21 protein-coding genes, 4 pseudogenes and 1 riboswitch are annotated in these 22,669 nt (G+C 68.0%); of the genes and pseudogenes, 17 read left to right on the top strand and 8 right to left on the bottom strand.

Annotation, left to right across the window (positions count from 1 at the left end; genetic code table 11):
- Window positions 1-12 precede the first annotated feature (12 nt).
- The gene (locus N0A24_06245) at window positions 13-303 is read left to right on the top strand and encodes a 4Fe-4S dicluster domain-containing protein (protein MCS7172983.1); all 291 of its coding nucleotides are present in this window, start codon (window positions 13-15) and stop codon (window positions 301-303) included.
- Between the two features lie 44 nt (window positions 304-347).
- Window positions 348-1,286, top strand: coding sequence for a diacylglycerol kinase family lipid kinase (locus N0A24_06240; protein ID MCS7172982.1), 939 nt, complete (start codon window positions 348-350; stop codon window positions 1,284-1,286).
- Between the two features lie 4 nt (window positions 1,287-1,290).
- Here the strand turns inward: N0A24_06240 and N0A24_06235 are convergent, their stop codons facing one another.
- The 3 genes from N0A24_06235 to lgt are packed head-to-tail and all read right to left on the bottom strand — an operon-like array spanning window position 1,291 to window position 4,406.
- Window positions 1,291-2,523, bottom strand: a complete 1,233-nt coding sequence (locus N0A24_06235) for an alcohol dehydrogenase catalytic domain-containing protein (GenBank protein MCS7172981.1) — start codon at window positions 2,521-2,523, stop codon at window positions 1,291-1,293.
- A gap of 3 nt (window positions 2,524-2,526) precedes the next feature.
- A complete protein-coding gene (locus N0A24_06230; protein MCS7172980.1) occupies window positions 2,527-3,606 on the bottom strand; it encodes a class II aldolase/adducin family protein in 1,080 nt (359 codons plus the stop codon).
- Window positions 3,603-4,406 (bottom strand): prolipoprotein diacylglyceryl transferase, encoded by an 804-nt coding sequence (lgt, locus tag N0A24_06225; protein ID MCS7172979.1) that lies wholly within the window; start codon window positions 4,404-4,406, stop codon window positions 3,603-3,605. The genes N0A24_06230 and lgt overlap by 4 nt, the downstream gene beginning before the upstream one ends.
- A 147-nt stretch (window positions 4,407-4,553) precedes the next feature.
- On the opposite strand from lgt, the gene N0A24_06220 reads away from it, so the two are divergent.
- The 8 genes from N0A24_06220 to mptA all read left to right on the top strand — a co-directional run bounded on the left by N0A24_06220 (window position 4,554) and on the right by mptA (window position 13,015).
- The gene (locus N0A24_06220) at window positions 4,554-5,732 is read left to right on the top strand and encodes an NEW3 domain-containing protein (protein ID MCS7172978.1); all 1,179 of its coding nucleotides are present in this window, start codon (window positions 4,554-4,556) and stop codon (window positions 5,730-5,732) included.
- On the top strand, window positions 5,729-6,667 hold the full coding sequence (locus N0A24_06215; GenBank protein ID MCS7172977.1) for an ABC transporter ATP-binding protein: 939 nt from the start codon (window positions 5,729-5,731) through the stop codon (window positions 6,665-6,667). The genes N0A24_06220 and N0A24_06215 overlap by 4 nt, the downstream gene beginning before the upstream one ends.
- Window positions 6,664-7,656 (top strand): ABC transporter permease, encoded by a 993-nt coding sequence (locus N0A24_06210; protein ID MCS7172976.1) that lies wholly within the window; start codon window positions 6,664-6,666, stop codon window positions 7,654-7,656. Before N0A24_06215 ends, N0A24_06210 begins: the two co-directional genes overlap by 4 nt.
- A 59-nt stretch (window positions 7,657-7,715) precedes the next feature.
- Window positions 7,716-7,823, top strand: a riboswitch (SAM riboswitch).
- A 56-nt stretch (window positions 7,824-7,879) separates the two neighbouring features.
- Window positions 7,880-8,794, top strand: coding sequence for a homoserine kinase (gene thrB, locus N0A24_06205; protein MCS7172975.1), 915 nt, complete (start codon window positions 7,880-7,882; stop codon window positions 8,792-8,794).
- Between the two features lie 3 nt (window positions 8,795-8,797).
- Window positions 8,798-10,021 (top strand): threonine synthase, encoded by a 1,224-nt coding sequence (gene thrC, locus N0A24_06200; GenBank protein MCS7172974.1) that lies wholly within the window; start codon window positions 8,798-8,800, stop codon window positions 10,019-10,021.
- A 79-nt stretch (window positions 10,022-10,100) separates the two neighbouring features.
- Complete coding sequence (locus tag N0A24_06195) at window positions 10,101-10,553, top strand: GNAT family N-acetyltransferase (protein MCS7172973.1); 453 nt, start codon at window positions 10,101-10,103, stop codon at window positions 10,551-10,553.
- Window positions 10,554-10,591: 38 nt separating this feature from the next.
- Window positions 10,592-11,455 carry a uracil-DNA glycosylase gene (locus tag N0A24_06190; GenBank protein MCS7172972.1) on the top strand — a complete coding sequence of 288 codons (864 nt, stop codon included), beginning with the start codon at window positions 10,592-10,594 and terminating at the stop codon, window positions 11,453-11,455.
- 81 nt (window positions 11,456-11,536) lie between these two features.
- Window positions 11,537-13,015: a GTP cyclohydrolase MptA gene (mptA, locus tag N0A24_06185; protein ID MCS7172971.1), complete on the top strand. Its 1,479-nt coding sequence runs from the start codon at window positions 11,537-11,539 to the stop codon at window positions 13,013-13,015.
- A gap of 38 nt (window positions 13,016-13,053) precedes the next feature.
- Here the strand turns inward: mptA and N0A24_06180 are convergent, their stop codons facing one another.
- Genes N0A24_06180 through N0A24_06170 form a run of 3 tightly spaced genes read right to left on the bottom strand, consistent with a single transcriptional unit; the run spans window position 13,054 to window position 16,786 of the window.
- Window positions 13,054-13,920, bottom strand: a complete 867-nt coding sequence (locus N0A24_06180) for a xanthine dehydrogenase family protein subunit M (protein ID MCS7172970.1) — start codon at window positions 13,918-13,920, stop codon at window positions 13,054-13,056.
- On the bottom strand, window positions 13,917-16,280 hold the full coding sequence (locus N0A24_06175) for a xanthine dehydrogenase family protein molybdopterin-binding subunit (GenBank protein MCS7172969.1): 2,364 nt from the start codon (window positions 16,278-16,280) through the stop codon (window positions 13,917-13,919). The genes N0A24_06180 and N0A24_06175 overlap by 4 nt, the downstream gene beginning before the upstream one ends.
- 5 nt (window positions 16,281-16,285) lie before the next feature.
- The gene (locus N0A24_06170; GenBank protein ID MCS7172968.1) at window positions 16,286-16,786 is read right to left on the bottom strand and encodes a (2Fe-2S)-binding protein; all 501 of its coding nucleotides are present in this window, start codon (window positions 16,784-16,786) and stop codon (window positions 16,286-16,288) included.
- Window positions 16,787-17,006: 220 nt separating this feature from the next.
- Between N0A24_06170 and N0A24_06165 the strand changes: the two genes are divergently transcribed.
- The 4 genes and pseudogenes from N0A24_06165 (at window position 17,007) to rsmA (ending at window position 19,560) form a co-directional block, all read left to right on the top strand.
- Entirely contained in the window at window positions 17,007-17,522 is a 516-nt protein-coding gene (locus tag N0A24_06165) for a GerMN domain-containing protein (protein MCS7172967.1), read from the top strand.
- 191 nt (window positions 17,523-17,713) lie between these two features.
- Window positions 17,714-18,319 (top strand): annotated as a pseudogene (locus N0A24_06160) (ubiquitin-like domain-containing protein).
- Window positions 18,320-18,376: 57 nt separating this feature from the next.
- Window positions 18,377-18,652 (top strand): annotated as a pseudogene (locus N0A24_06155) (3D domain-containing protein).
- 29 nt (window positions 18,653-18,681) lie between these two features.
- Window positions 18,682-19,560 (top strand): 16S rRNA (adenine(1518)-N(6)/adenine(1519)-N(6))-dimethyltransferase RsmA, encoded by an 879-nt coding sequence (gene rsmA, locus N0A24_06150; protein ID MCS7172966.1) that lies wholly within the window; start codon window positions 18,682-18,684, stop codon window positions 19,558-19,560.
- Here rsmA and N0A24_06145 read toward each other — a convergent pair.
- A complete protein-coding gene (locus tag N0A24_06145) occupies window positions 19,557-19,805 on the bottom strand; it encodes a LytR C-terminal domain-containing protein (protein MCS7172965.1) in 249 nt (82 codons plus the stop codon). The genes rsmA and N0A24_06145 overlap by 4 nt on opposite strands.
- On the opposite strand from N0A24_06145, the pseudogene N0A24_06140 reads away from it, so the two are divergent.
- Window positions 19,760-19,858, top strand: a pseudogene (locus tag N0A24_06140) (AMIN domain-containing protein). The gene N0A24_06145 and the pseudogene N0A24_06140 sit on opposite strands and share 46 nt — an antisense overlap.
- A 256-nt stretch (window positions 19,859-20,114) precedes the next feature.
- Here the strand turns inward: N0A24_06140 and N0A24_06135 are convergent.
- Window positions 20,115-20,615 (bottom strand): annotated as a pseudogene (locus N0A24_06135) (LCP family protein).
- Window positions 20,616-21,044: 429 nt separating this feature from the next.
- On the opposite strand from N0A24_06135, the gene ispE reads away from it, so the two are divergent.
- Together ispE and N0A24_06125 are read left to right on the top strand one after the other, a co-directional pair.
- Window positions 21,045-21,914, top strand: coding sequence for a 4-(cytidine 5'-diphospho)-2-C-methyl-D-erythritol kinase (gene ispE, locus N0A24_06130; protein ID MCS7172964.1), 870 nt, complete (start codon window positions 21,045-21,047; stop codon window positions 21,912-21,914).
- Window positions 21,911-22,669, top strand: coding sequence for a nucleotidyltransferase family protein (locus tag N0A24_06125; protein MCS7172963.1), 759 nt, complete (start codon window positions 21,911-21,913; stop codon window positions 22,667-22,669). Before ispE ends, N0A24_06125 begins: the two co-directional genes overlap by 4 nt.

The raw sequence follows: 22,669 nt of genomic DNA, 5'->3' as shown, positions 1-22,669 counted from the left end.
GAGGCGGGAGGGGTGAGGCTCGAGGAGAAGCTGTACCTGCTGCGGTGGAAGCACGACAGGCAGAGCCATATCGCCATCACGGATCCCGCCACCTGCCGGGACCGGTGCGGAAAGACCTGGGGCCGCCCCTGCACCACCTTCTGCCCCGCTAGGGTATACGAGTGGGATCCCGCGGAGGGCCGCATCGTGGTCTATTACGAGAACTGCGTGGAGTGTACCACTTGTCTAGTGGGCTGCCCGTACCGGGTCATTGACTGGCGGCTGCCCCGGGGCGGGTTCGGGATCCAGTACCGCTACGGCTAGGCTCCAAGAGGAATCTTCCGGCATTTTGAGGAAATTCCTTGGCCGTGAGGGTGCTTGCCATCATCAATCCCGTTGCGGGCCAGGGTCGAGCCCGGAAGCTGTGGCCGCGGCTACGGGCCCACTTCGTGCAGGCGGGCTGGTCCGTGGAGGAGGTATGCTCCGCGGGGAGAGGACATGCGGTGGAACTGGCGGCCTCCGCCCTGGACTACGACGGGATCCTGGCGGTGGGAGGGGATGGGACCTGCAACGAGGTGGCGAATGGCCTGCTGCGGACCTCCAACCACGCTGCTTGCCGGTTTCTGGCCCCCCTCCCGGTGGGGACGGCCAACGACTTCGCCGCCTGTATGGGGGTTCCCGGGCAGCCGGACGCCGCGGCCCGGGCCCTGGTAGGGGGCCGCCCCCGGCGAATCGACGTGGGATGGGTGAACGGGCGGTTCTTCCTGACCATTGCGGGATGCGGCTTCGATGCGGAGGTGGCTCGCCGGGTCAACGGATGGCCGAAGCTGCTGGGCGGGAAGGTGATGTACGTGGCGGGGATCTTCCACCAGCTCGCCACCTTCCGCCCCGTGCGCATGGAGATCTCCACGGACCAGCGGGTGTGGATTCAGCCTACCTTCCTGCTGGCCGCGGGAAACCTCCCCTGCTACGCGGGGGGATTGCGCATGTGCCCGGAAGCGCGCCCCGATGACGGATGGCTGGAAGTGGTCCTCGTCCGGGAGGTGAGCCGGACGGAGGTGGTGCGGCTGCTTCCGCGCCTCCTGGACGGCTCCCACGTGCGGCATCCGAAGGTGGAGGTGGTGCGGGCCCGGGAGGTGGAGGTGCGTAGCGCCATACCGGTGGCCGTGCACGCGGACGGGGAATTCGTGGGCACCACCCCCGCCCGGTTCACGGTCCACACCCAGGCCCTCTGGGTGCTCCTGCCCGCCTCCACGGCCGAGCGGGTGTCCCTTCGTGCCGCGCAGCCCGCCCGTCTGGGCGCGTAGGGGGTTACCCGGCGCCGAAGCCAAAGGCCACCTTGAAGGCGGCGGTTTCCGCTTTAGCCATGGCCACCTGGAACGCCCGAGGGAACTGCTCCAGGGGGAAGGTATGGGTGACGAGGAAACCCAGATCCACCTGCCCTCCTGCCATCCACTCCAGAACGATCTCCAGGGTGCGGCGGCGCTGCCCGCCCCAGGATTCCCAGGCGTAGGTGTAGCTGCCCACCACCCGCAGCTCCTTCAGCCACAGGGGTGTCCAGTCCACGGTCCGGGGGATGGCCGGCAGGCCGAGGGGGATCACGGTGCCGCCGGGCCGTGCAAGCCGCAGGGCGTCGTCCAGGGCCCGCTCGGTGCCTGTGCACTCCGCGACCCAATCCGCGCCCCCGCCCAGAAGGACCCGCCTGCCGAACATGGGCCGGATGAGGCGACCGCCCGTGAGCTCCGCCACCGCCTCATAGTGCCGGTCCCCCCGACCCACGAGCACCGTGTGGTCGGCCCCCAGCCGCTTGGAGGCCTCTGCCTGAAAGGGGTACTTAGCGAGCAGGATCACCCGGGCGCGGCTGTGCATCGCCCGGAGGCCCGCCACCACCAGCTGCCCGATGATGCCACCCCCGATCACCAGCACCGTGTGGTGGTCCTGAGGGGGGTGCCGCAGGAGCGGGTGTAGGGCGGAGGCCATGGGCTCGACGAGGAGGGCGTTTTCGTCGCTCACGGAGTCCGGGACGCGGAAGATCTGGGACCGGTGGGCCACGAAGAACTCCCCCCAGCTCCCGCCCGTGTCCCGGCAGGCGCCGATCAAAAGTCCGGGCCCCAGCTCCCCCTCCTGGGTGCGCTCGCACAGGTGGTAATCTCCCCCGCGGCAGAACCGGCAGGGCCCAAGCCCCCGGGCGGCGCACGGGAGGGTGGGCTCCACCACCACCCGCTGGCCAGGTTCCACCCCCCGCACCGCAGATCCCACCTCCACCACGATGCCCACATTCTCGTGGCCCGGTACGAAGGGGAAGGAGGTGAAGGCGGAGGCGTAGGGACTTACATCCAGCCGGAGCAGGTGTAGGTCCGATCCGCAGATCCCTCCCAGAAGGGTGCGCACCTTGACCCACTCGGGGCCGGGCAAGGGAGGTTCCGGAATCTCCCGGAGGGAAAGGGGGGAGAGGGCACTCCAGTAGGCCCGGCGGGCAAACCTTCCCAGGATCCGGGTGGCCAGGTAGCGGGGGACGGTGGGGTGGAAGATCAGGGCGCGCACGCCTCAGGTCATGGGGACCTGTCGGATGATGTCCCGCTCCAGCCGCTCCAGGATGTCCTCAAGATCCGGGCCCGTCACCGTGATCCCGTGGTTCTTGAGTCCCACCACGGCCCGGGTGGGATCCGGAGCCTGCCGCACCAGATCCGCCACGGCCTTCGCGAGCTGCAGGGTCCCACAGGGGTAGTTGATCTCCGTGGAGGGAATTCCCCGCATCCAGGCGTGCACGTGGATGATAGCACCCACGGAGGGGTGCTCCGTGTAGATCATCCAGTGCTCGATGGCGTCTACGGAGACGCGTCGGGGCTGGATGTGGGGGGGGACGCTCAGGAGGATCCGATTCCGCACGGGATCGTAGCCCTTCACGAGGAGGATGTCCCGTCCGATGACCCGGAGGTTTGCCTTGTTCACCCCGCTGGCGCTCATCCAGAAGCGGGTGGCGTCCTTGCGCACGCTGAGGTTGCCGTAGCTGAGGCCGCCGATGCCGTACAGGCGTTGTACGTGCCGGAGATCCCGAGGGCTCAGGAGTTCCTCGATGGGGAAGGGGGAAGGCAGGAGCTGCAGAGCGTCCAGGCGGCGACCGGCCTCCGAGAGCTTCTGGGTAAGCGCATCCCCTTCCCACAGCTCCTCCGGCAGGTCCGGGTGGAACTCGTTGTCGATCACCAACTGGCTCGTGGCCAGCGGGTACAACCGCTCGTACACCCGCTCGAAGTACGCTTCTCCCTCCCCGCCCACCTCGTACCGGCCCTGCTCCAGGGTGACGAAGTACGTGCGCCACCCTTCTCCCTCCGGCACGAGATAGATCACCAGGTTCGCCAGCGACCGGACGAGGAGGGGATAGGCGGCCCGCAGGACGTCCTCCACGCCCGGCGTGCCAAGGGCCACGGACACCACGAAGGTGGCCTTAGCGCGCCGGCGGTACGGGCGGGGACGTTCGGGATCGATGAAGTTGAACACCAAGCGGAGGTCCCGTCCCCGGTCCTCCGCGTACTGGTGCCCGTGGGCCTCCAGCGTCCTCCGCAGGCCTTCTGCGAACCGATGCAGGATGGGGTGTGTCTGGTAGGCTCCGACGAATGTGAAGTTCATCCTTCTTCTCTCCCCTGTACCCTTGGAGTTTCGCCCTCCGGTACTCCCCCCGATCCGGTGGGAACCCTGTGGCGCGCCAGCACGTATACGCCGGAGGCCAGGAGCACGAGGGCCGCCACCTGCCCCAGGGTCAAAAATCCGATCACGCGATCCTGGGAGCGCAGGAGGTCCAGGAGGAAGCGGACGCCGGAGAGGAAGACCATGGTCTTCCAGAACACCTCTCCGGGATACCGACGGCGGTCCGTCCAACGGAGGACAAGTCCGAACAGGATCGCGGAGGTGAGCATCTCGTAGAGCTGCAGGGGGTGCCGGGGGCCGTCCGGGGCTGTGGGGAAGACCACCCCCCAAGGGAGGGAGGTCCGGTCTCCGTACAGCTCGCCGTTCATGAAGTTCCCGAACCGCACCAGCAGATTCGCAAGAGGGATCCATACCGCGCACAGGTCCGTGAAGGACCAGGGCGAGATCCCCTCCCTGCGCCCCAGCCACCACGCGTACAGGAGTCCTGCGGCGATGGCTCCGTGGGACGCGAGCCCCCCACGATCGATGCGGAGGATCTCCACGGGATTGGCGAGGAAGGGACCGGGGTGGGAGACCACATACCCCAGCCGCGCGCCCGCGAACAACCAGAGGATAAAGGGGATCCCATGCCGGTCCACCACCTCCACGGGAATGCCGAAAAGGGGCGCCATCCGACCGCTGAGCCAGAGGCCCAGGAGGATGGCAAGGGCCATCATCGCGCCGTACCAGCGGAGGACGATGGGCCCGATCTGCACCAGCACGGGATCCATGGCCGCCAACATGATAGCAGACTCCTCCGACCATCCACGTTGCGGTCTTGTGGTAGACTTCCCGGGGGAGCTGGCTCAGGGGCCGGCCGTCTTCAGTATTCCCAGGACCGGAAGAAGGAACCCCGAGGGTAGGTCGGGTACCTTAAGGAGGGGATCTCGATGGAGGAGGTGAACCGCGTGCGCGGATTGCGTCGGTTGCTGTGGGCCCTCGGCCTCGCGCTCCTTCTGGGCGCGCAGGGGCTTGCCGCCCCTGCGTTTCGGGGACTGGCCCTCTACACCCCCTATCCGGACCAGATCGTGAGGGCCGGAGAGTCCGTCACCCTCACCCTGACGGTCCGGAACTTCGGACTGCCGCCCCAGGTGGTGCGTCTGGAGGCGACCGAGGTCGCTCCCGGGTGGCGTGCCACGTTCCTCGCGGGCGGCCGGGTCGTCAGCGCGGTGTACGTGCTCCCGGACCAGGAGGCCACGGTGAGCCTCCGGCTGGATCCCCCCCGAACCGCCCGCTCCGGGACCTTCCGGTTCGGGGTGGCCGCGGTGGGCCAGGACGGGCGGGCGCACCTCCCCCTCCGCCTGACCCTGGGGCAGGCCCTGCCCCCCCGGATCAGCCTGACCGCGGAGCTTCCCACCCTTCGGGGGCCTGCCACCAGCAGCTTTCGGTTCCGGGTGACCCTCCGGAACGACAGCGACCAGGAGCTGCTGGTCCGCCTGGACGCAGAAGCCCCCCGGCGGTTCCAGGTCTCTTTCACTCCCACCATCGGGACCCAGCAGGTCACAAGCCTCCCCGTGAAGGCCGGTGAGTCCCGGGACCTGGACGTGGAGGTGAACGTCCCGCAGGACATGTCCGCGGGGCGCTACTCCCTCGTGGTCCGCGCCAGTGCCGCGGGGACGAGTGCTTCCCTGCCACTCGCGCTGGAGATCACCGGGCGTCCGGAGCTCTCCATCACCGCGCCGGATGGCCGCCTCTCGGGGCGGGCGTACGCGGGACAGGAGACGCCCCTCAAGATCCTCGTGAAGAACGACGGGAGCGCTCCCGCCCGCAACGTCACCCTCAGCAGCTCCCCGCCCTCCGGGTGGGACGTGAAGTTCGAACCGGAGCGCATCGAGGAGATCGCACCCAAGCAGCAGGTGGAGGTCACCGCGCGGGTCCGGCCCTCGCCCCGGGCCATCGCGGGCGATTACATGGTGACCTTCACCGCCAGCGCGGGAGACGTGTCGAAGTCCGAGGATTTCCGGATCACGGTCCTCACCCGCACCCTGTGGGGGGTGGTGGGCGTGATCCTCATCGCGGCCGCGCTGCTGGTGGTGGGACAGGCGGTGAGCCGGTACGGGCGGAGATGACGGTCGCCATCGAGACCCAGGGGCTCACCAAGCACTACGGCCGGACCGTGGCGGTCCAGGACCTCAACCTGGTGGTCCGGGAAGGAGAGATCTTCGGACTGTTGGGTCCCAACGGGTCCGGCAAGACCACCACCATCCTCATGCTTCTGGGCCTCACGGATCCCACCGCGGGGACCGCCCGGGTCCTGGGGTTCGACCCCACCCGTCAACCCCTGGAGGTCAAGCGGCGGGTGGGCTATCTCCCAGACTCCGTGGGGTTCTACGACGAACTCACCGCCTGGGAAAACCTCCGGTATATCGCGAACCTGAACGGATTCTCCCCCCGCGAGGCGAAGACCCGCATCGGCGAGGTCCTGGAACGGATGGGCCTCGCGGAGGTGGCGGACCACAAGGTGGGAACCTTCTCCCGCGGCATGCGCCAGCGCCTGGGCCTGGCGGAGGTTCTGCTCAAACGGCCCCGGGTGGCCATCCTGGACGAGCCCACCTTGGGCCTGGACCCTGAGGCCGCCCTGGAGTTCCTGCACCTGATCCGGGGCCTGCGGGCGGAAGGGATGGCGATCCTGCTCGCCTCCCACCTCCTCCACCAGGTGCAGGCCATCTGTGACCGTGTAGGCCTGTTCCACAAGGGGCGGATGGTCCTGGAGGGTCGGGTGGAGGAGCTGAGCGAGCGGGTGCTGGGCGGCTCCTATCGGATCCACTTGGAGGCACGGGGCACGGGGGTCGCGGATCTCCTGCGGGGTCTTCCGCAGGTGGTGCGGGTTCACCCGGAAGGGAACGGGAGGTTCACCGTGGAGGCGCGGGCGGACATCCGGGCGGAGATCGCCCGGCGGGTCGTGGAGCGGGGGGATCTGTTGGGGCTATCTCTGGAGCGGCCGGGGCTGGATGAGGTGTACGCCCGGTACTTCCAGGATCTCACGAGGGAGGGGGGGACATGAGCACCGCGGTGGAGGAGCGGACCGCGCAACGGAGCCTTCGGCGTGAGGGTTCCCCGTGGACCGGGCTGTGGGCGGTGCTCCATAAGGAGCTGAGCGATCACCTCACCGGCATCCGGATGCAGATCCTCGAGGCCCTCATGCTCCTCACCGCGGTAGGGACCGTGTACGCGGCAAGCCAGAGCATCCGGCAGGAGATCGGGGAGGATCCCTTCGTTTTCCTCAAGCTCTTCACCACCGCCCGGGATCCCCTCCCCTCCTTTGTGGGATTCCTCAGTTTCCTCGTCCCTCTCTCCGCCATCGCCCTGGGCTTCGACGCCATCAACGGGGAGCATGCCCGAAGAACCCTGAGCCGGGTGCTGGCGCAGCCCATCTACCGGGATGCGCTGCTGCTGGGCAAGTTCCTGGCAGGAGTGTTCACCTTGGGGATCGTGCTCGTGGGACTGTGGCTGGTCACCACCGGGATGGGGCTTTTCATCCTCGGGGTTCCTCCGGGCGGGGAGGAGGTGGCCCGGGGGCTCTGGTTCCTCTTGGCCACCCTGGGATACGCGGGCGTGTGGCTGGCCCTGTCCATGCTGTTCTCCACGGTCTTCCGACAGCCCGCCACCTCCGCCCTCACCGCCATCGCGGTGTGGCTGCTGTTTGCGGTGTTCTGGGATATCCTGAGCGCGCTGGTGGCGCAGGCTCTGGTGGCGCAGCAGGCCGGGTATGGCCCGACGGAGCTCGCCCAGGCCAGAATTCACCTGTTCCTGGCCCGGTTCTCCCCCAATACCCTGTACGCGGAGACTATCCTGGCTCTTCTGAACCCCCAGGTGCGGGCGCTGGGCCCCGTGCTCCTCACGCAGCTGGAGGGGGCGGTTCTGGGCACTCCCCTGCCGCTCTCGCAGAGCCTGCTGCTGGTCTGGCCGCAGATGGTGGCCCTCATCGCGGGCACCATCCTGCTCTTCTGCGCCGCCTACGTCACCTTCCAGCGGCAGGAAGTGCGGGCCTAGATGCTTGACAACCGCCCGCGGGGCTGGTAGGGTACGCTCAAGCAAAACTGCATAGCGGCACCTCATCCAGAGTGGGCGAGGGACGGGCCCGATGACCCCCGGCAACCTGCCGGTTGTTTGCCGGCAAGGTGCCAACTCCCGCGGAGCCGAGCTCCGAGAGATGAGGGCGCACGGTTGGCCCTCCGAAGGCTCGGAGGGCAATTTTTTTGCACCGAGGGGGTGTGTGTCCACGCTCCGGGTGATCGTACCAGCCACCTCCGCGAACCTGGGACCCGGGTTCGATGCCCTGGGCCTTGCCCTGAGCATCTACAACGAGGTGGAGGCGAGCCTCTCGCACCATCCCCACCTCACCCTCCACGGGGAGGGGGAAGGCCTGCTCCCGGAGGGCGAGGAGAACCTGGTGTACCGGGCCGCCCGCGCGGTGGCGGATGCCGTGGGTGCGGAGGTGGCGTTCTCCTTCCGCTGCTGGAACCGCATTCCCCTGGGCCGTGGACTCGGCAGCAGCGCCGCCGCCATCGTGGGGGGAATGGTGGCCGCCAACGAGTTGCTGGGACGACCCCTGGATCGTTCGCACCTTGCCTCCCTCGCCGCCCGCCTGGAGGGCCACCCGGACAACGTGGTTCCCGCCCTCGTGGGGGGGGTGACCGCGGCGGTGATGGAGGACGGGACGGTGCACTGGGTACGGTTGCCCGTGCGGGACCTCCCCACGGCCGTGGTGGCCATCCCGGAGTTTGAGGTTCCCACCGCCCTCGCACGCGGGAGGCTGCCCTCCCGGGTGCCCCGGGAGGACGCGGCCTTCAACGTGGGCAGGACGGCGCTCCTCATAGGAGCCCTTGCGACGAGCCGGTGGGATCTCCTGGAGCTCGCCATGGAGGATCGGTTGCACCAGCCGTACCGGAAGCCCCTGGTACCGGGCTTCGAGGATGTGTGCACCGCGGCCCGAAGGGCGGGAGCCCTGGGGGTGGCGCTGAGCGGGTCCGGTCCCTCCCTCCTGGCCTTTGCGCCTTCGTGGCAGGCTGTGCGGGTGGCGGAAGCCATGGAGGCGGCCTTCATCGGACACGGGGTGCGGGCTCGAGCGGTGGTTACACGGGTGGATCTGGAAGGGACGCGCGTTCAAGCCCATGTGCTTCGGAGGTGAGAGATGGGACATGCCACGCATCTGAGGTGTCGGGCCTGTGGGGCCACCTACGAAGCGGGCCCGGAATACGTATGTACGGAGTGTTTCGGGCCTCTCGAGGTCGTCTATGACTACGATCGGATCGCGGCCCAGACCACGCGACAGGAGATCGCGTCCGGTCCGGGATCGATCTGGCGGTACCGAGCCCTGCTTCCCGCGGAGCCCCACGAGGCGGATCTCCAGCCCGGTTGGACGCCCCTGGTGCGTGCGCACCGCCTCGGCCGTGTGCTGGGCCTGCGGAACCTCTACCTCAAGAACGACACCACGAACCCCACGTGGTCGTTTAAGGACCGGGTGGTGGCGGTGGCGGTGAGCGCCGCACGCCGGTTCGGGTTCGAGGTGCTGGCGTGCGCCTCCACGGGGAACCTGGCCAACGCCGTGGCGGCTCACGCGGCCCGGGCGGGAATGCGGGCCGTGGTGTTCGTCCCCGTGGGGTTGGAACCTGCGAAGCTCATTATGAGCGCGGTGTACGGCCCCCTCATCGTGGAGGTGGAGGGAACCTACGACGACGTGAACCGGCTGTGCACGGAGATTGCGGGGGAGTACCCCTGGGCCTTTGCCAACATCAACGTACGTCCCTTCTACTCCGAGGGCTGTAAGACTTTGGCCTTCGAGACCGTGGAGCAGCTGGGCTGGCGCTTCCCCGATCACGTGGTCGTTCCCGTGGCCAGCGGCAATCTGCTCGTGAAGACGGAGAAGGCCTTCGAGGAACTGCGGAGGGTGGGGCTTGTGGAGGGGCCCCTTCCCCAGATCCACGGAGCCCAGCCGGAGGGGTGTAGCCCCATCGCCGCCGCCTTCCGGCAGGGCCTGGACCAGGTGCGTCCGGTGCGACCCCAGACCATCGCCAAGTCCCTGGCCATCGGAAACCCCGCGGACGGGTACTATGCCCTGCAAGCGGTCCGGAGGACGGGGGGAGTGGTGGAGGTGGCTACGGACGAGGAGATCGTGGAGGGCATCGAACTGCTCGCCCGGACGGAGGGGATCTTCGCGGAGACCGCAGGGGGGACTACCGTGGCGGTGCTTCGGAGGCTGGCGGAGGCCGGCCGGCTACATCCGGACGCCACCGTGGTGGCCTTCATCACCGGGAGCGGCCTTAAGACCGCGGACGTTCTGAAAAATGGGGGACAGACCCTGCGCATCCGCCCCACCCTGCGGGATTTTGAGCGGGAGGTCCTGGCCGCGGTGTAGATCCTGGTGGAAGAGGGATTGTGCGAAGCTCGTATCCTAAATAGGGTGGGGAAGGGATCCCCCTCCCCCTGTGTGGATCATGAGCCTTGTGATTGAACCAGCCCGGCCGGAGGATGAGCCGGCCATCCAACAGCTGATCCGCTGTGTTCTAGCGGAACTGGGGCTTCCATACGACCCGCAGACCGAGGAGGAGCTCTCGAACCTGGAGTCCCACTTCCCGCAGCCCCGTTCTGTGTTCTTCGTAGCCCGCCTGGACGGAAGGATCATCGGAACCACCGCGGTCCAGGAGCGCACGAAGGATCGGGCGGTCCTGAAGCACCAGTACGTGCACCCGGAGTTCCGGCGGCGTGGCATCGGAGCCAAGCTACTGGATGCGGCTCTGGTGTACTGTCGGGTGTGCGGGTACCGGGAGGTGGAGCTGGACACCGCCCCGTGGATGCAGCAGGCCCAGCGTTTGTATCGCTCGCGGGGCTTCCGGGAGATGGGGCGGGACGAGTCCCGGGTACACTTCCGACTCGCCCTCCAGCCGTGAGCTCCCCTGCCGCCGTCCGCGCGGAGGTCCTCGCCCGCTTGGCGGAGGAGATCCGGACCTGCCGGTGCTGCGGGGAATTGAGTGCGACCCGAACCCAAGCGGTCCCGGGAGAAGGGCCTCCAGATGCTCCCGTGATGTTCGTCGGGGAGGCTCCTGGGGAGCAGGAGGACCGGCAGGGAAGGCCCTTCGTGGGCCCCGCGGGGCGGCTGCTCACGCAGCTGTTGGAGGGGATCCGGATCCCGCGGGAGAAGGTGTTCATCACCAACACCGTAAAGTGCCGGCCTCCTGGGAACCGGATTCCCACCCAGGAAGAGGTGGCTAACTGTCTTCCCTACCTGATCCGTCAGATGGCGGTGCTCCAGCCCCGGATCGTCTGCCTGCTGGGCGCTACCGCGGTCACCGCCCTCCTGGGATCGGACCAGAAGATCAGCCGCGTGCGGGGTCGGGCGTTCCGGGAGCCCAACCGCTGGTTCTTCGCCACGTATCACCCCGCCGCGGCCCTGCGCAACGATCGGGTTCGGGAGGCCCTGGTGGAGGACTTCCGGCGGTTCCGGTGGTTGGTGGACGTGGAGTGGGGGACAAAGGACCCCGCGCGGTGGGCGCCGGGGGTGGCGCGGAGGATCTTCGTGGGAGAAGCGGTGGAACCCCGGGTGGTCTCGGAAGACGCCACCCTCCGGGTCACCTGGGAGATCCGCTCCGTGCACCCCATGTTCCGGACGGAGTCCGCGCTGGTGGAGCTCCTGCGTCGGTTCTTGATGCGCCGGCAACAGCTCCCGGCCTCCGCGTCCCTCGAGGTCCTCTCCCTGCAGGGGATGGATGCACGCGGCCATCCCATCTCCCTGGAGTCCTCGGAGTGCGCGCACCTGGTGGCGGAGGTCCGCTTCCCGCCCGATGACGGATAGGCCACCCTCTGGGACCCCTCGCAGGGGATCCGGTATGCTCTTCCTGACAGAGGGCAATCCGGGTGCAGGAGGCAGAACCGTATGGCCACGCATACCGCATGGATCGGCTTGGGTTCCAACCTCGGGGATCGCCATACGAACCTCCTGGAGGCGCTGCAGCAGCTGCGGGAACGGGCTCGGATCGTCCGAGTCTCCTCCGTCTACGAGACGGAGCCCGCCTATTACGCGGATCAACCGTGGTTCCTGAACATGGTGGTCCAGGTGGAGACGGAGCTGGATCCTCTGGAGCTCTTCCGGTTCCTGAAGCGCATCGAGCGGTGGATGGGACGGCAGGAGACGGTGCGGTACGGCCCCCGGGTCATTGACCTGGACCTGTTGCTCTACGACGACCTCGTGCTAGAAACTCCGGAACTGGTGATTCCGCACCCGCGGATGACGGAGCGGGCCTTTGTGCTCGTTCCCCTCGCGGAGATTGCCCCGGACCTTCTCCACCCTCAGCGGGGGCAGTCCATGGCGGAACTTGCGGCCCAGGCAGCCCAACGGGAGGGCCGCGTGGCACGGGTGCGGCCGGGCTTCGGAACCCAGCTCCGCCGGGACGTGCAGGGAGAACCACCCGCCCTCCGTCTGGGTCTCAGTCGCGTGGGGATCACGGGGCTGCGGCGCATCGTCCGCATCCTCGACGGTGGCCGCGACAACCTCTTCTACGCGGAGATGGATCTCTACGTGGATCTGGGCCCGAACCAGCGGGGGGTACACATGTCCCGGTTCAGCGACAGCGTGGAGGAGATCCTGGAGGAGGCCGCGGACGAGCCCGCGCCGGATCTAGAGACGGTGGCGGAGCGGATGGCGCATCAGCTCATCGCGGCTCAGGACGCCCGGCGGGCGGAGGTCTTCATCCGGGCGCACCTTCCCACCACCCGCTATGCTCCCGCCTCGGGCAAGTCCACCCAGAAGCTGTACACCCTCCTGGCCCGAGCTGCCAGCACCCCGCAGCGCACGGTCCGGCTCGTGGGAATCGAGGTAGAGGGAATGATGGCCTGCCCGTGTGCCCAGGACATGATCCGGACCTACGCCCGGGAGCGACTCCTGGAGGAGGGCATCAGCCCGGAGGTGGCGGAACACGTGCTCCAGGTGGTGCCACTCGCCACGCACAACCAGCGGGGAACGGGCCGGCTCATGGTGGGCGGGGTGGGAGTACTGCGGGCAGAGGAGCTGGCCAGCGTGGTGGAGGCGGCCATGAGCGCGGAGATCTACGACCTCCTCAAGCGGCCGGACGAGTTGTTCCTGGTGGCGAAGGCGCACCGACGCCCTCGGTTCGTGGAGGATGCGGTCCGGGAGATGATCCGGAACCTCCTGGACCGCTATCCGGACCTCCCGGATGATGCCTTCCTGCTGGCCCGACAGACCAACTTCGAGACCATCCATCCCCACGATGTGTACGCGGAGTACTCCGGAACCGTGGGGGAAGTACGCAGGGGTCTTCTGGATGCAGAGGGGGTGGTAGAGGGGATGTCCATGGACCGGTGGATTGCCTGGAAGCTGGGAATCGCGCCCGTATGAACAGGGGGCGCCGAACGTTCGGCGCCCCCGTCCCTGACCTATGCCCTGGCGCGCTCCACGGCGCGCAGCACGGCGCGCTTGGTGTAAACGGTGGCCAGGTGGCGCTTGTACTCCGCAGAGGCATACAGGTCGTCCGTAGCCTCCAGACCGTCCGCTGCGAGCTGGGCCGCCTCCGCCACCACGGCCTCGTCCAGGGTCTTGCCCACTAAAGCCCCCTCCACCTTCCCCAACCGCACGGCCTTGGGGCCTACGCCGGTAATGGCCACCCTCGCCTCCCGGCAGACAGTGCCCTCCAGGGTTACGAGGCAGGCCACCCCGATGAGGGAGTAGCCGCTGGCGGGATGGGGCATCTTCACGTACGCGTAGCCCTGCCCCGCTCTGCGCACGGGGACCCGAACTTCGGTGATGACCTCTCCGGGCTGGAGGGCGGTGGTGAGCAGGTCCACGAACCAGTCCGTGGCCTTCACGGTACGCCCCCCTCCTGGGCCCTGGCAGTGGATTTCGGCCTCCAGGGCGAGGACCGCCGCGGGATAATCCGCGGCAGGATCCGCGTGCGCGAGGCTTCCGCCGATGGTCCCCATGTTGCGAACCTGGATATCGCCGATCTGGGAAGCCGTCTCCGCCAGCAGGGGACACTGCCGCTGCACCAGGAGGTTGCGGGCGATCTCGTCGTGGGTGGTCATGGCTCCGATCCGTAGTCCCCCCGTATCCTCCCGGATCCCCCGCAGCTCCGGTATCCGGCCGAGATCGATGAGCACCTCGGGCTGGGCGAGGCGCAGCTTCATGAGGGGCAGAAGGCTGTGCCCGCCCGCCAGCAGCTTCGCCCGATCCCCGTACTGCTGGAGCAGGCGGATGGCCTCCTCCACGGAATGTGCCCGGACGTACTCGAAGGTCGCGGGGATCATCCTATTCCACCTCCTTTCGCCGCCTGGATGGCACGCCACACCCGTTCGGGCAGAAGCGGCATGTCGATGTGCCGGATGCCGAGGGGTCTTAAGGCGTCCATCACCGCGTTGACCACGCACGGGGTGGCCGCGATGGTGCCCGTCTCACCCACCCCCTTCACCCCGAGCGGGTTCACGGGGCTCGGCGTCTCCGTCCGATCCGCCTCGAACCAAGGGAGCCAGCTGGCCTTGGGGATCGCGTAGTCCGCGAGAGAGGCGGTGAGCAGGTTCCCGTTCTCGTCGTACCCGGCGAACTCCCACAGGGCCTGGGCCACGCCCTGGACGATTCCCCCGTGGACCTGGCCGTCCACGAGGAGGGGGTTGATGACCCGCCCGCAGTCGTCCACCGCGATGTACCGCAGGAATCTCACCTGTCCGGTCTCCGGATCCACCTCCACCATGCAGACGTGCGCCCCGAAGGGGAAGACGAAGTTGGAGGGATCCCAGTTCGCCTGGGCCTCCAGTCCCGGCTCCATTCCCTCGGGCAGGTTCCACGCAAAGTACGCCTGCCGCGCCACCTCCTGAATGGTGATGGCCCGTTCGGGAGCGCCCCGCACGTGGAACCGCCCGTTCTCGAACACCAGGTCCTCCACTGCCACCTCCAACTGATGGGCGGCGATCCGCATGGCCTTCTCCTTCACCCGCTGGGCCGCCAGGTAGACCGCGGTTCCACCCACCGGGGTGGTCCGGCTCCCGTACGTTCCCCAACCCATGGCGATGGCATCCGTATCCCCGTGGATCACCTCGATGTCGTCGAGAGGAACACCCAGCTCCTGCGAGACGATCTGGGCGAAGGTGGTCTCCTCCCCCTGCCCGTGGGGGCTTGTGCCGGTGAACACCGTGACCTTCCCCGTGGGGTAGAAGCGCACCCCCGCACTCTCCCACAGGCCTCCCTGGAAGCCCGTGGCGCCCGCGATCTTGGAGGGTCCCGCGCCCGTCACCTCTACGTAGGTGGAGAACCCGATGCCTACCAGACGCCCCTGGCGGCGGGCTTCCTCCTGCTGCGAGCGGGCCTTGGCGTAGTCGAGGATCTCCAGGGCCCGGTTTAGGGCCGCCTCGTAGTTCCCGCTATCGTACACCACTCCCGTGGGCGTGGCGTACGGGAAGGCGTCCTTGGGGATGAAGTTCTTCCGCCGGAACTCCACGGGGTCCATCCCCAGTTCCAGGGCCGCCAGATCCACCATGCGCTCCACCACGTACGTGGCTTCTGGCCGTCCCGCTCCCCGGTACGCGTCCGTGGGCGTGGTGTTCGTGAACACCCCCGTGACCTCGCACTCGATGTTCGGGATCCGGTAGACGCCGCTGAGCATGAGCCCGTAGAGCAGGGTGGGGATGGCGGGAGCCGCGGTGGAGAGGTAGGCGCCGAGGTTCGCGAGCGTCCGCACCCGAAGGCCCACGATGGTCCCGTCCGGCCGTACGGCGATCTCCGCGTCCGTGACGTGGTCCCGTCCATGGATGGTTCCCAGGTAGTTCTCCCGCCTGGTCTCCGTCCACTTCACGGGCCGTCCCAGCCGGGTGGCGAGGTAGGCCACCACGGCCTCCTCCGGGTAGAAGGGGATCTTGCTCCCGAACCCTCCTCCCACCTCCGGCGCGATGACCCGTATCCGATGCTCCGGGATCCCCAAGGTGCCCGAGAGGAGCACGCGGACGATGTGGGGCGCCTGGCTCGTGTTCCAGAGAGTGAGCTCGCCTGTGACGGGATTGTACTGGGCCACCGCGGCCCGGGGCTCCATGGCGGTGGGGATGAGCCGTTGGTTGATGAGACGTTGCCGCACCACCCGTACCCCGGGCTCCCGGACGGCCGCCTCGAAGTTCCCTCCCTTCAGGGCCCACAGGAGCGCCCGGTTCTGAGGAACGTCCTCGTGCACCAACACTTCCCCGCGGAGTGCCTGCTCCATGTCCACCACCGCGGGCAGCACCTCGTACTCCACGTCCACCAGCCCTGCGGCGTCGTATGCCTGGGCCCGGCTCTCCGCTACCACCACCGCCACCGCGTCTCCCACGTACCGGACCTTCTCCTTGGCCAGGGCGGGATGCGGCGGGGTCTTCAGATCGCAGCCCGGAACCAGCCATCCGCAAGGGATGGGCTGCACCTTCCCCTCCAGATCAGCCCCCGTGAGTACCTCCACCACCCCGGGAGCCGCCTTTGCCCGACTCGTGTCGATGCGCCGAATCCGTGCGTGGGCGTGCGGGCTGCGTACAAAGGCTACGTAGCACATGCGGGGGAGCACCACGTCGTCCGTATACGTGGCAAGTCCAGTGATGAGCCTCGGATCCTCCCGCCTCCGGATCCTGGCGCCGAAGACCTGCGTTACGGCCATTCCCCTCACCTCCCCCCAGCGGCGGCCGGTGCGCCTCCCCGCATCATCCGCGCCGCCGATCGAATGGCGTTCACGATGTGCTGGTAACCGGTGCACCGGCACAGGTTCCCCTCCAGCCCGTGCCGGATTTCGTCATCCGTGGGGTTCGGATTGCGCTGCAGGAGATCCAGGGCCGTCAGCATCATGCCGGGCGTGCAGAACCCGCACTGCAGGCCGTGCTCCTCCCAGAAGGCCTGCTGGATGGGGTGGAGTTCCCCGTCCCGGGCGAGTCCCTCCACGGTGGTGATCTCCGCGCCGTCTGCTTGGACCGCGAGAACCGTACAGGACTTCACCGCCTTGCCGTTCAGGAGAACCGTGCAGGCCCCGCAGCTGGAGGTGTCACAGCCCACGTGGGTCCCCGTAAGTCCCAGATGCTCCCGGAGGAAGTACACCAGCAGGGTGCGGGGCTCCACGTCCTGTGTGTAGGTCCTTCCGTTCACCCGTACCGTGACGTTCACCTTCGCCACCTCCTCTACGTATCCTCCCTTGTCCTTGGAGAATCCCCGAGGTAGGCCACTTCTCTAGGTATCTGCCGGTGGGGCTCTCACCTCCTTACCCATGTGCACGGTGGATTTCCTGAGCATGGAGTCCAGGGCTACTCCCTGTTCCCGCAGGAAGGACTCTTCTCTACTGCCTGCAGAACTCCTCCAGGGAACGAGCCCAAATCCCCCGAGGAGGCCCGGAAGTATGCGCCGGTGGCTGTGGTGGGGAGCCCTGCTCGTCCTGGGTCTGGGAGTGGTGGCCCTCTGGTGGGCCTGGCCCCGGGAGGAGCCCACCCTGGTGTACTTCGTACACTGGGACGAGAAGTGCAACACCGGGCGCCTTGCGCCCGGTCTCCGGGTGGCCCGCGGCCGAACCCCCACGGAGCGCCTAGCGTACGCCCTTCGGTCCCTCCTGGAAGGCCCCAACCCGGAGGAGCAGGGGATGGGCTACAGCTCCGAAATCCCCTCCGGAACCCGACTCCTCGGCGTGCGGGTTGAGCGCGGGGTCGCATACGTCAACCTGAGCCGGGAGTTTGAGCGGGGAGGGGGAAGCGCCAGCATGCTGGCCCGGGTCTACCAAATCGTCTATACGGCAACCCGGATGCGCGGAGTGGACGCGGTCCAGATCCTCCTGGAGGGACGTCTCCAGGAAACCCTCGGAGGTGAGGGTCTCTTCATCGGCACGCCCCTTCGCAGGCCTCCCTCCGCACCGGAATTCTGAATTCCCTGCCCTACCCCCCTTTTGAAGCCGAGTTGAATTGATGAAAATTTATGCTCTAAGATCATTCCAGTTGCACAGGTAAATATTCAGGTCGATTCGTCCTTCCTTCCGTCGGGGCTGTGGTTCCACATACCGGACAGCGAGGGAGGGAACCGATGCGCCTGTGTGGGCACCGTGGGATTGTGCAGGTGATGGTGGCTGGACTGGTCCTGGTGGCGGGTCTCCGGGGAGCCGCAGAGGAGGGGGTAGTGGTGGAGCTGGAGGTGGACGGTCGCGTGGAAGCGGTGCTCACCCGCTCCCGGACCGTGGCAGACCTCCTGCTGGAGCGGCAGATCTCCCTCCGTCCGGAAGACGCGGTCTTCCCGCCGCTTGCCACGCCTCTTGCGCCCGGGATCCGGGTGACGGTGGTGCGGGCGATTCCCGTGCGGATCCGGGTGGATGGGAGGATCCATTCCCTGCGTACCCTTGCCCGGACCCCCCGAGAGGTCCTGGAGGCTGTGGGGATCCGTCTCCAGTCCTTAGATCGGGTTTCTCCCCCTCTGGACGCTCCCCTGGAGAGCGGGAGCGAGATCCGGGTGCAGCGGGTGCGAGAGGAAACCGAGGTGGTGCGCGAGACCGTTCCCTTTCCCGTGACGTACCGGGTGGTGCGGGCGCTGTTCGCCCGGGGAGCGGAGGTGATCCAACCCGGCCGGCCGGGCGTGGTCGAGCGACGCTACCGGATAATCCGAGTGGACGGGCAAGTGGTGCGCAGGGAGAAGGTTGGGCACCGGGTGATCCTCCCGCCGCAACCGCAGGTGGTACGCATCGGACGTGGGTACATCCCTTCCCGGGGAGAACTGATCCGTCGACCTTCCCTGGTGGTCACCGCGAGTGCCTACGCGCCGTACGGGGATCGGGGGGTGGATGCGGTGACCGCCACGGGCCTGCGGGCCCGCCACGGGGTGATCGCGGTGGATCCCCGGGTGATCCCGCTGGGAACCGTGGTGTACGTGGAGGGGTACGGAACCGCCATCGCCGCGGACACCGGGGGAGCCATCCGGGGGCTGCGCATCGACGTGTGCTTCAACTCCGTACGGGAGGCCCTACGATGGGGCCGACGTCGGGTCCGGGTATGGATCCTGGGCCAATGACCCTGTCTCCGTCCTAGAATGGGGGTGTGTTGAGGCAGGACCTCCGGGCCGCCCTCCGTCGCCATCACCTACAGCCCAAGCGGAGGCTGGGGCAGCACTTCCTCGTGGATGCCCGGGTTCTGGAGCGCATCGTGGCCCTGGCGGACCTGGGGCCCCAGGATGCGGTGCTGGAGGTGGGGGCCGGGACGGGAACCTTAACGGAGCAGCTCGCCAGGCGCGCGGGCTGGGTGGTGGCGGTGGAGGTGGATCCCGCCCTCCAGGCTGTGTTGCGGGAGCAGGTTTCGGGCCTTCCCAACGTGCAGATCGTGCAGGCCGACATCCTCACCCTGGACCTGCGGTCCCTCTTTCCTCCGGGGTTTGTCCGCAAGGTGGTGAGCAACCTTCCCTACCAGATCGCTTCATCGCTCACCGTGCGCCTCCTGGAGGAGGTTCCGGACCTGGAGCGCCTGGTGCTCATGGTCCAGCGGGAGGTGGCGGAACGCATGGCCGCCTGTCCGGGGACGAAGGATTACGGGCTGTTGAGTCTCCTCGTTCAGTATCGGGCCCGGGTGGAGATCGCCCTGCGAATCCCCCCCCGCGCTTTCCTCCCGCCGCCCAGAGTGCACTCCGCGGTGGTGGTCCTGCGGCCGCATCCTCCCCCCGGCTCGGTGGACGAAGCCCTGCTGTTCCGCGTGATCCGGGCCGCCTTCGCTCACCGTCGCAAACAGCTGCGGAATGCCCTCCGGACCCTGGGGATCCCCGCGGCGGCGCTGGAAGCAGCGGCGGAGCGGGCAAGGGTGGCGCTCCGCCGGCGCGGGGAGACGCTTTCCCTGCAGGAGTTCCTGGCCCTTGCGGAGGCCCTGGCCCGGTGCGGGGAGATCACCTCCAACCTCGGTCTCTCCGCGGCTGGGGATCTCCAGGCGCATTAAGGGATTCCGGATCGCCGGGCCAGGAGGCGGCGGCGTGCATAGTCCCTCCCCACAAGCACCGTGAGATCCACGTACACGTTCCGGGTGGGGCGGGTGGCGAGCGCTCCGGTTCCCAGCATCTCCCGCACTGCCCGGGCCAGACGCGCGTCCCCCCGGTGGGAGAGGATGGCGGTCTGGTTTCGGGGCTTTGGGGCAAGGCCCACCCGGACCACGAGGAATCCCATCCGCTCCAGCCGTGCGGCCACCTCCCGGGCCATGCCTGGCACCTCGCTCGCGTTCAGGACTTCCACCCGGGTCTGCGCCACCGCGTGCGGGTCCAGGCCGTAGAACATCTCCAGCACCACTGCCCGCACCCGGGGTTCATCCGGCTCCCAGAACGAGGGGGCGAATCGGCCCGGTAGCGTGGCGGTGCGGATGCGATCCGTGCCGATCCCGCGCAAAAACCAGCCGAGGGCCAGGACCTTCTGGAGGTCGAGGTTGGTCTGGGTGCGGGTGCGGAACCAGTGGAGGAGCTGGGGGAACCGGAGCACCGTCTGAGGCTCCCGCATCCGGGCGAAAAGGGCTCGGATCACCTTCTGCTGGCGCTGGACGCGCCCGATGTCGCCCAACTCGTCCATTCGGAACCGGGCATAGCCCATGGCCTGCTCCCCCGTGAGCAACCGCCGCCCCTTTTTGAGGTTCACGGAGAAGCCCCCCCACCAGTCCTGGTAGTGCATGTCCTGCTCCACGTCCACCCACACGCCACCCACCGCGTCCACGAGCCGGGCAAAGGACTCCGCGCCCATCTTCAGGTAGTAGTGCACCCGGACGCCCAGGAGCACCTCCACCGCTCGGATGGTGAGGGGGACGCCACCAAAGGCGTATGCGGCGTTGATCTTCGAGGTGCCGTGGTTCGGAAGGTGGACCCGGGTGTCCCGGGGAATGGAGAGAAACTGGGCGGTGCGGGTGTGTGGGTCGAAGGACATGAGGATCAGGGTATCCGCCCGCGCGAGATTCGAGACGACCTGGCGGCGGGTGTTGAGGGTGATGTCCGTGCCGATGAGAAGGACGTTCACGCGGTCCCGGATCTGTAGAGGCCATGCGAACCGCGGGTCCCCACCGAGACGCACGAAGGAGAGAACTCCCGCGGCGGAGATGATCCGGGCGAGGTTCCAGGCCAGGAATCCCCCCAACGCCAACAGGACCAGCAACCCTGCTGCCCGGAGGAACCGTCCTAGGCTCCGGTGGACTCGGAGGGAACGCGACACCCCGACCTCTCACAGAAAGCCCTGCGCAGTTCCCCAGCATAGCGGATCTCCTCGCGGCGTACCACTTTTGGATCTTCCTCCAGTTCGGTAGGATTCCGAGGGGTTCCCGTCCAAGATGAAAGGGATCTTTCCCGCATCCCCGGGAGGGGCTGGCCGGATGCGTGGGGGGATTGGGAACTCGGAAGAGGGGTAGCCCCTAGCTCAGGGGAAGGGTATGCCTCTCCGAGGGAGGTGCTGGTGAAGGAGCTGCGGCTCAACGCCTATGCGAAGGTGAACCTCACCCTCGACGTCCTCGGCCGACGCCCGGACGGGTACCACGAGATCGTGACGGTACTGCACACCCTCGAGCTGCACGACATCGTGATCCTGCGGGAGGTGGAGCGGAGTGTCACGGTGCGATGCGACCACCGGGCGGTGCCCACCGACGAACAGAACCTCGTATTCCGGACCGCCCAACTGCTCCGGGACACCTACGGGGTGGATCGGGGCATCGAGATCGAGCTCCGCAAGCACATCCCCCCCGCCTCCGGACTGGGAGGCGGATCCTCGGACGCGGCGGTGACCCTTCTGGGGCTCGCGCAGCTGTGGAAGCTGCGGCTGGATGGAGGGGAGCTGCTGTCCCTGGCAGCCCGGATCGGATCGGACGTTCCCTTCTTCCTGGCGGGGGGTGCCGCCCTGGCCACGGGTCGGGGGGAGCGGCTCCAGTACCTGCCAACCCTGCCGAGCACCTGGGTGGTGCTCCTCTGTCCGGATTTCGGCATCCCCACCGGATGGGCCTATGAATCCCTGGATCGTGCAGGGATCACGCGCCACCCGGACACGGAGGGAACGATCCAGGCCCTGCGGGCGGGAGACGTCCAGGGGGTGGCGGCCCGGCTGAGCAACGTCTTCACGCCCTTGGTGTGCGCCCACCATCCCCTGGTGGGAGAACTCCTGGAGCGCCTGAGAAGCGCAGGGGCCCTCGGGGCTTCCATGACCGGTACGGGACCCGCGGTGTTTGGCCTGTTTGCGGAGGAGGCGGTGGCCCGGGAGGCGATCCAAGCCCTCTCCGGCACCTTCCCCGGGCAGGTGATCCTCACCCGAACCTTCGCGGAGCTGGAGCGGTGAGGGTAGACGCGGTGGTCCTGGCAGGGGGCGGGGGGGAGGAGGGCCTGCCGGAGGGTCTGCCCAACAAAGCGTTCCTGCCCGTTGCGGGGATCCCCATGGTGGAGCGGGTGATGCGGGTGGTGCGGGCCACCCCTCAGGTGGGACGTATCGTCCTCGTGGCCCCCCATCTCCCGGAGGCCGTGCGGGATCTGTGCGACCTCTGGATCCCGGACACCCAGGACCTCCTGGGGAATGCCTTGGCGGGGCTCAGGGCCTTGAGCCCGGCTCCCTGGGTTCTTCTCGTAGCCTCGGACCTCCCACTCCTCACCCCTCAGGCCATCTCCGAGTTCCTCGAGGGATGCCGCGAAGGGCAGGCGGAGGTGTACTACCCCGTCATTCCCCGCGCGGTGGTGGAGGCCGCGTTTCCCGGGCTCCGCAAGACCTATGTGCGCATGGCGGAGGGGGTGTTCACGGGCGGGGGGATGATCCTCGTGCGTCCCGAGATCCTCCAACGCCTGGAGCCCGTGATCCGGCAGGTGGTGGAGGTCCGGAAGAATCCGGCCCGGCTGGCAGGCCTGTTTGGCCCGCAGTATGTGGTGAAGTACGCGCTCGGGCGACTCCGCATCACGGATCTGGAGGAGCGGGTCCAGGCAATTACGGGGATCCGGGGCAAGGCGGTGGTCTGTCATCGGCCGGAGCTGGCGGTAGACGTGGACCTGAACCGACCGGAGACCCTGCGCCGGATCGGGCAGGTTCTCGGGGCCCAGGACGGGTAA

It is taken from the genome of Armatimonadota bacterium, assembly GCA_025059775.1.
Lineage (GTDB): Bacteria > Sysuimicrobiota > Sysuimicrobiia > Sysuimicrobiales > Sysuimicrobiaceae > Sysuimicrobium.
This window is presented reverse-complemented; position numbering and strand designations above follow the sequence as displayed.

Excerpts from the sequence above, each read along its gene's own strand:
- N0A24_06220 (MCS7172978.1), top strand. The coding sequence starts at position 4,554 with ATGGAGGAGGTGAACCGCGTGCGCGGATTGCGTCGGTTGCTGTGGGCC.
- N0A24_06215 (MCS7172977.1), top strand. The coding sequence starts at position 5,729 with ATGACGGTCGCCATCGAGACCCAGGGGCTCACCAAGCACTACGGCCGG.
- mptA (MCS7172971.1), top strand. The coding sequence starts at position 11,537 with ATGGCCACGCATACCGCATGGATCGGCTTGGGTTCCAACCTCGGGGAT.
- N0A24_06210 (MCS7172976.1), top strand. The coding sequence starts at position 6,664 with ATGAGCACCGCGGTGGAGGAGCGGACCGCGCAACGGAGCCTTCGGCGT.
- N0A24_06180 (MCS7172970.1), bottom strand. The coding sequence starts at position 13,920 with ATGATCCCCGCGACCTTCGAGTACGTCCGGGCACATTCCGTGGAGGAG.
- N0A24_06195 (MCS7172973.1), top strand. The coding sequence starts at position 10,101 with ATGAGCCTTGTGATTGAACCAGCCCGGCCGGAGGATGAGCCGGCCATC.
- N0A24_06230 (MCS7172980.1), bottom strand. The coding sequence starts at position 3,606 with ATGAACTTCACATTCGTCGGAGCCTACCAGACACACCCCATCCTGCAT.
- N0A24_06175 (MCS7172969.1), bottom strand. The coding sequence starts at position 16,280 with ATGGCCGTAACGCAGGTCTTCGGCGCCAGGATCCGGAGGCGGGAGGAT.
- lgt (MCS7172979.1), bottom strand. The coding sequence starts at position 4,406 with ATGTTGGCGGCCATGGATCCCGTGCTGGTGCAGATCGGGCCCATCGTC.
- N0A24_06165 (MCS7172967.1), top strand. The coding sequence starts at position 17,007 with ATGCGCCGGTGGCTGTGGTGGGGAGCCCTGCTCGTCCTGGGTCTGGGA.
- thrC (MCS7172974.1), top strand. The coding sequence starts at position 8,798 with ATGGGACATGCCACGCATCTGAGGTGTCGGGCCTGTGGGGCCACCTAC.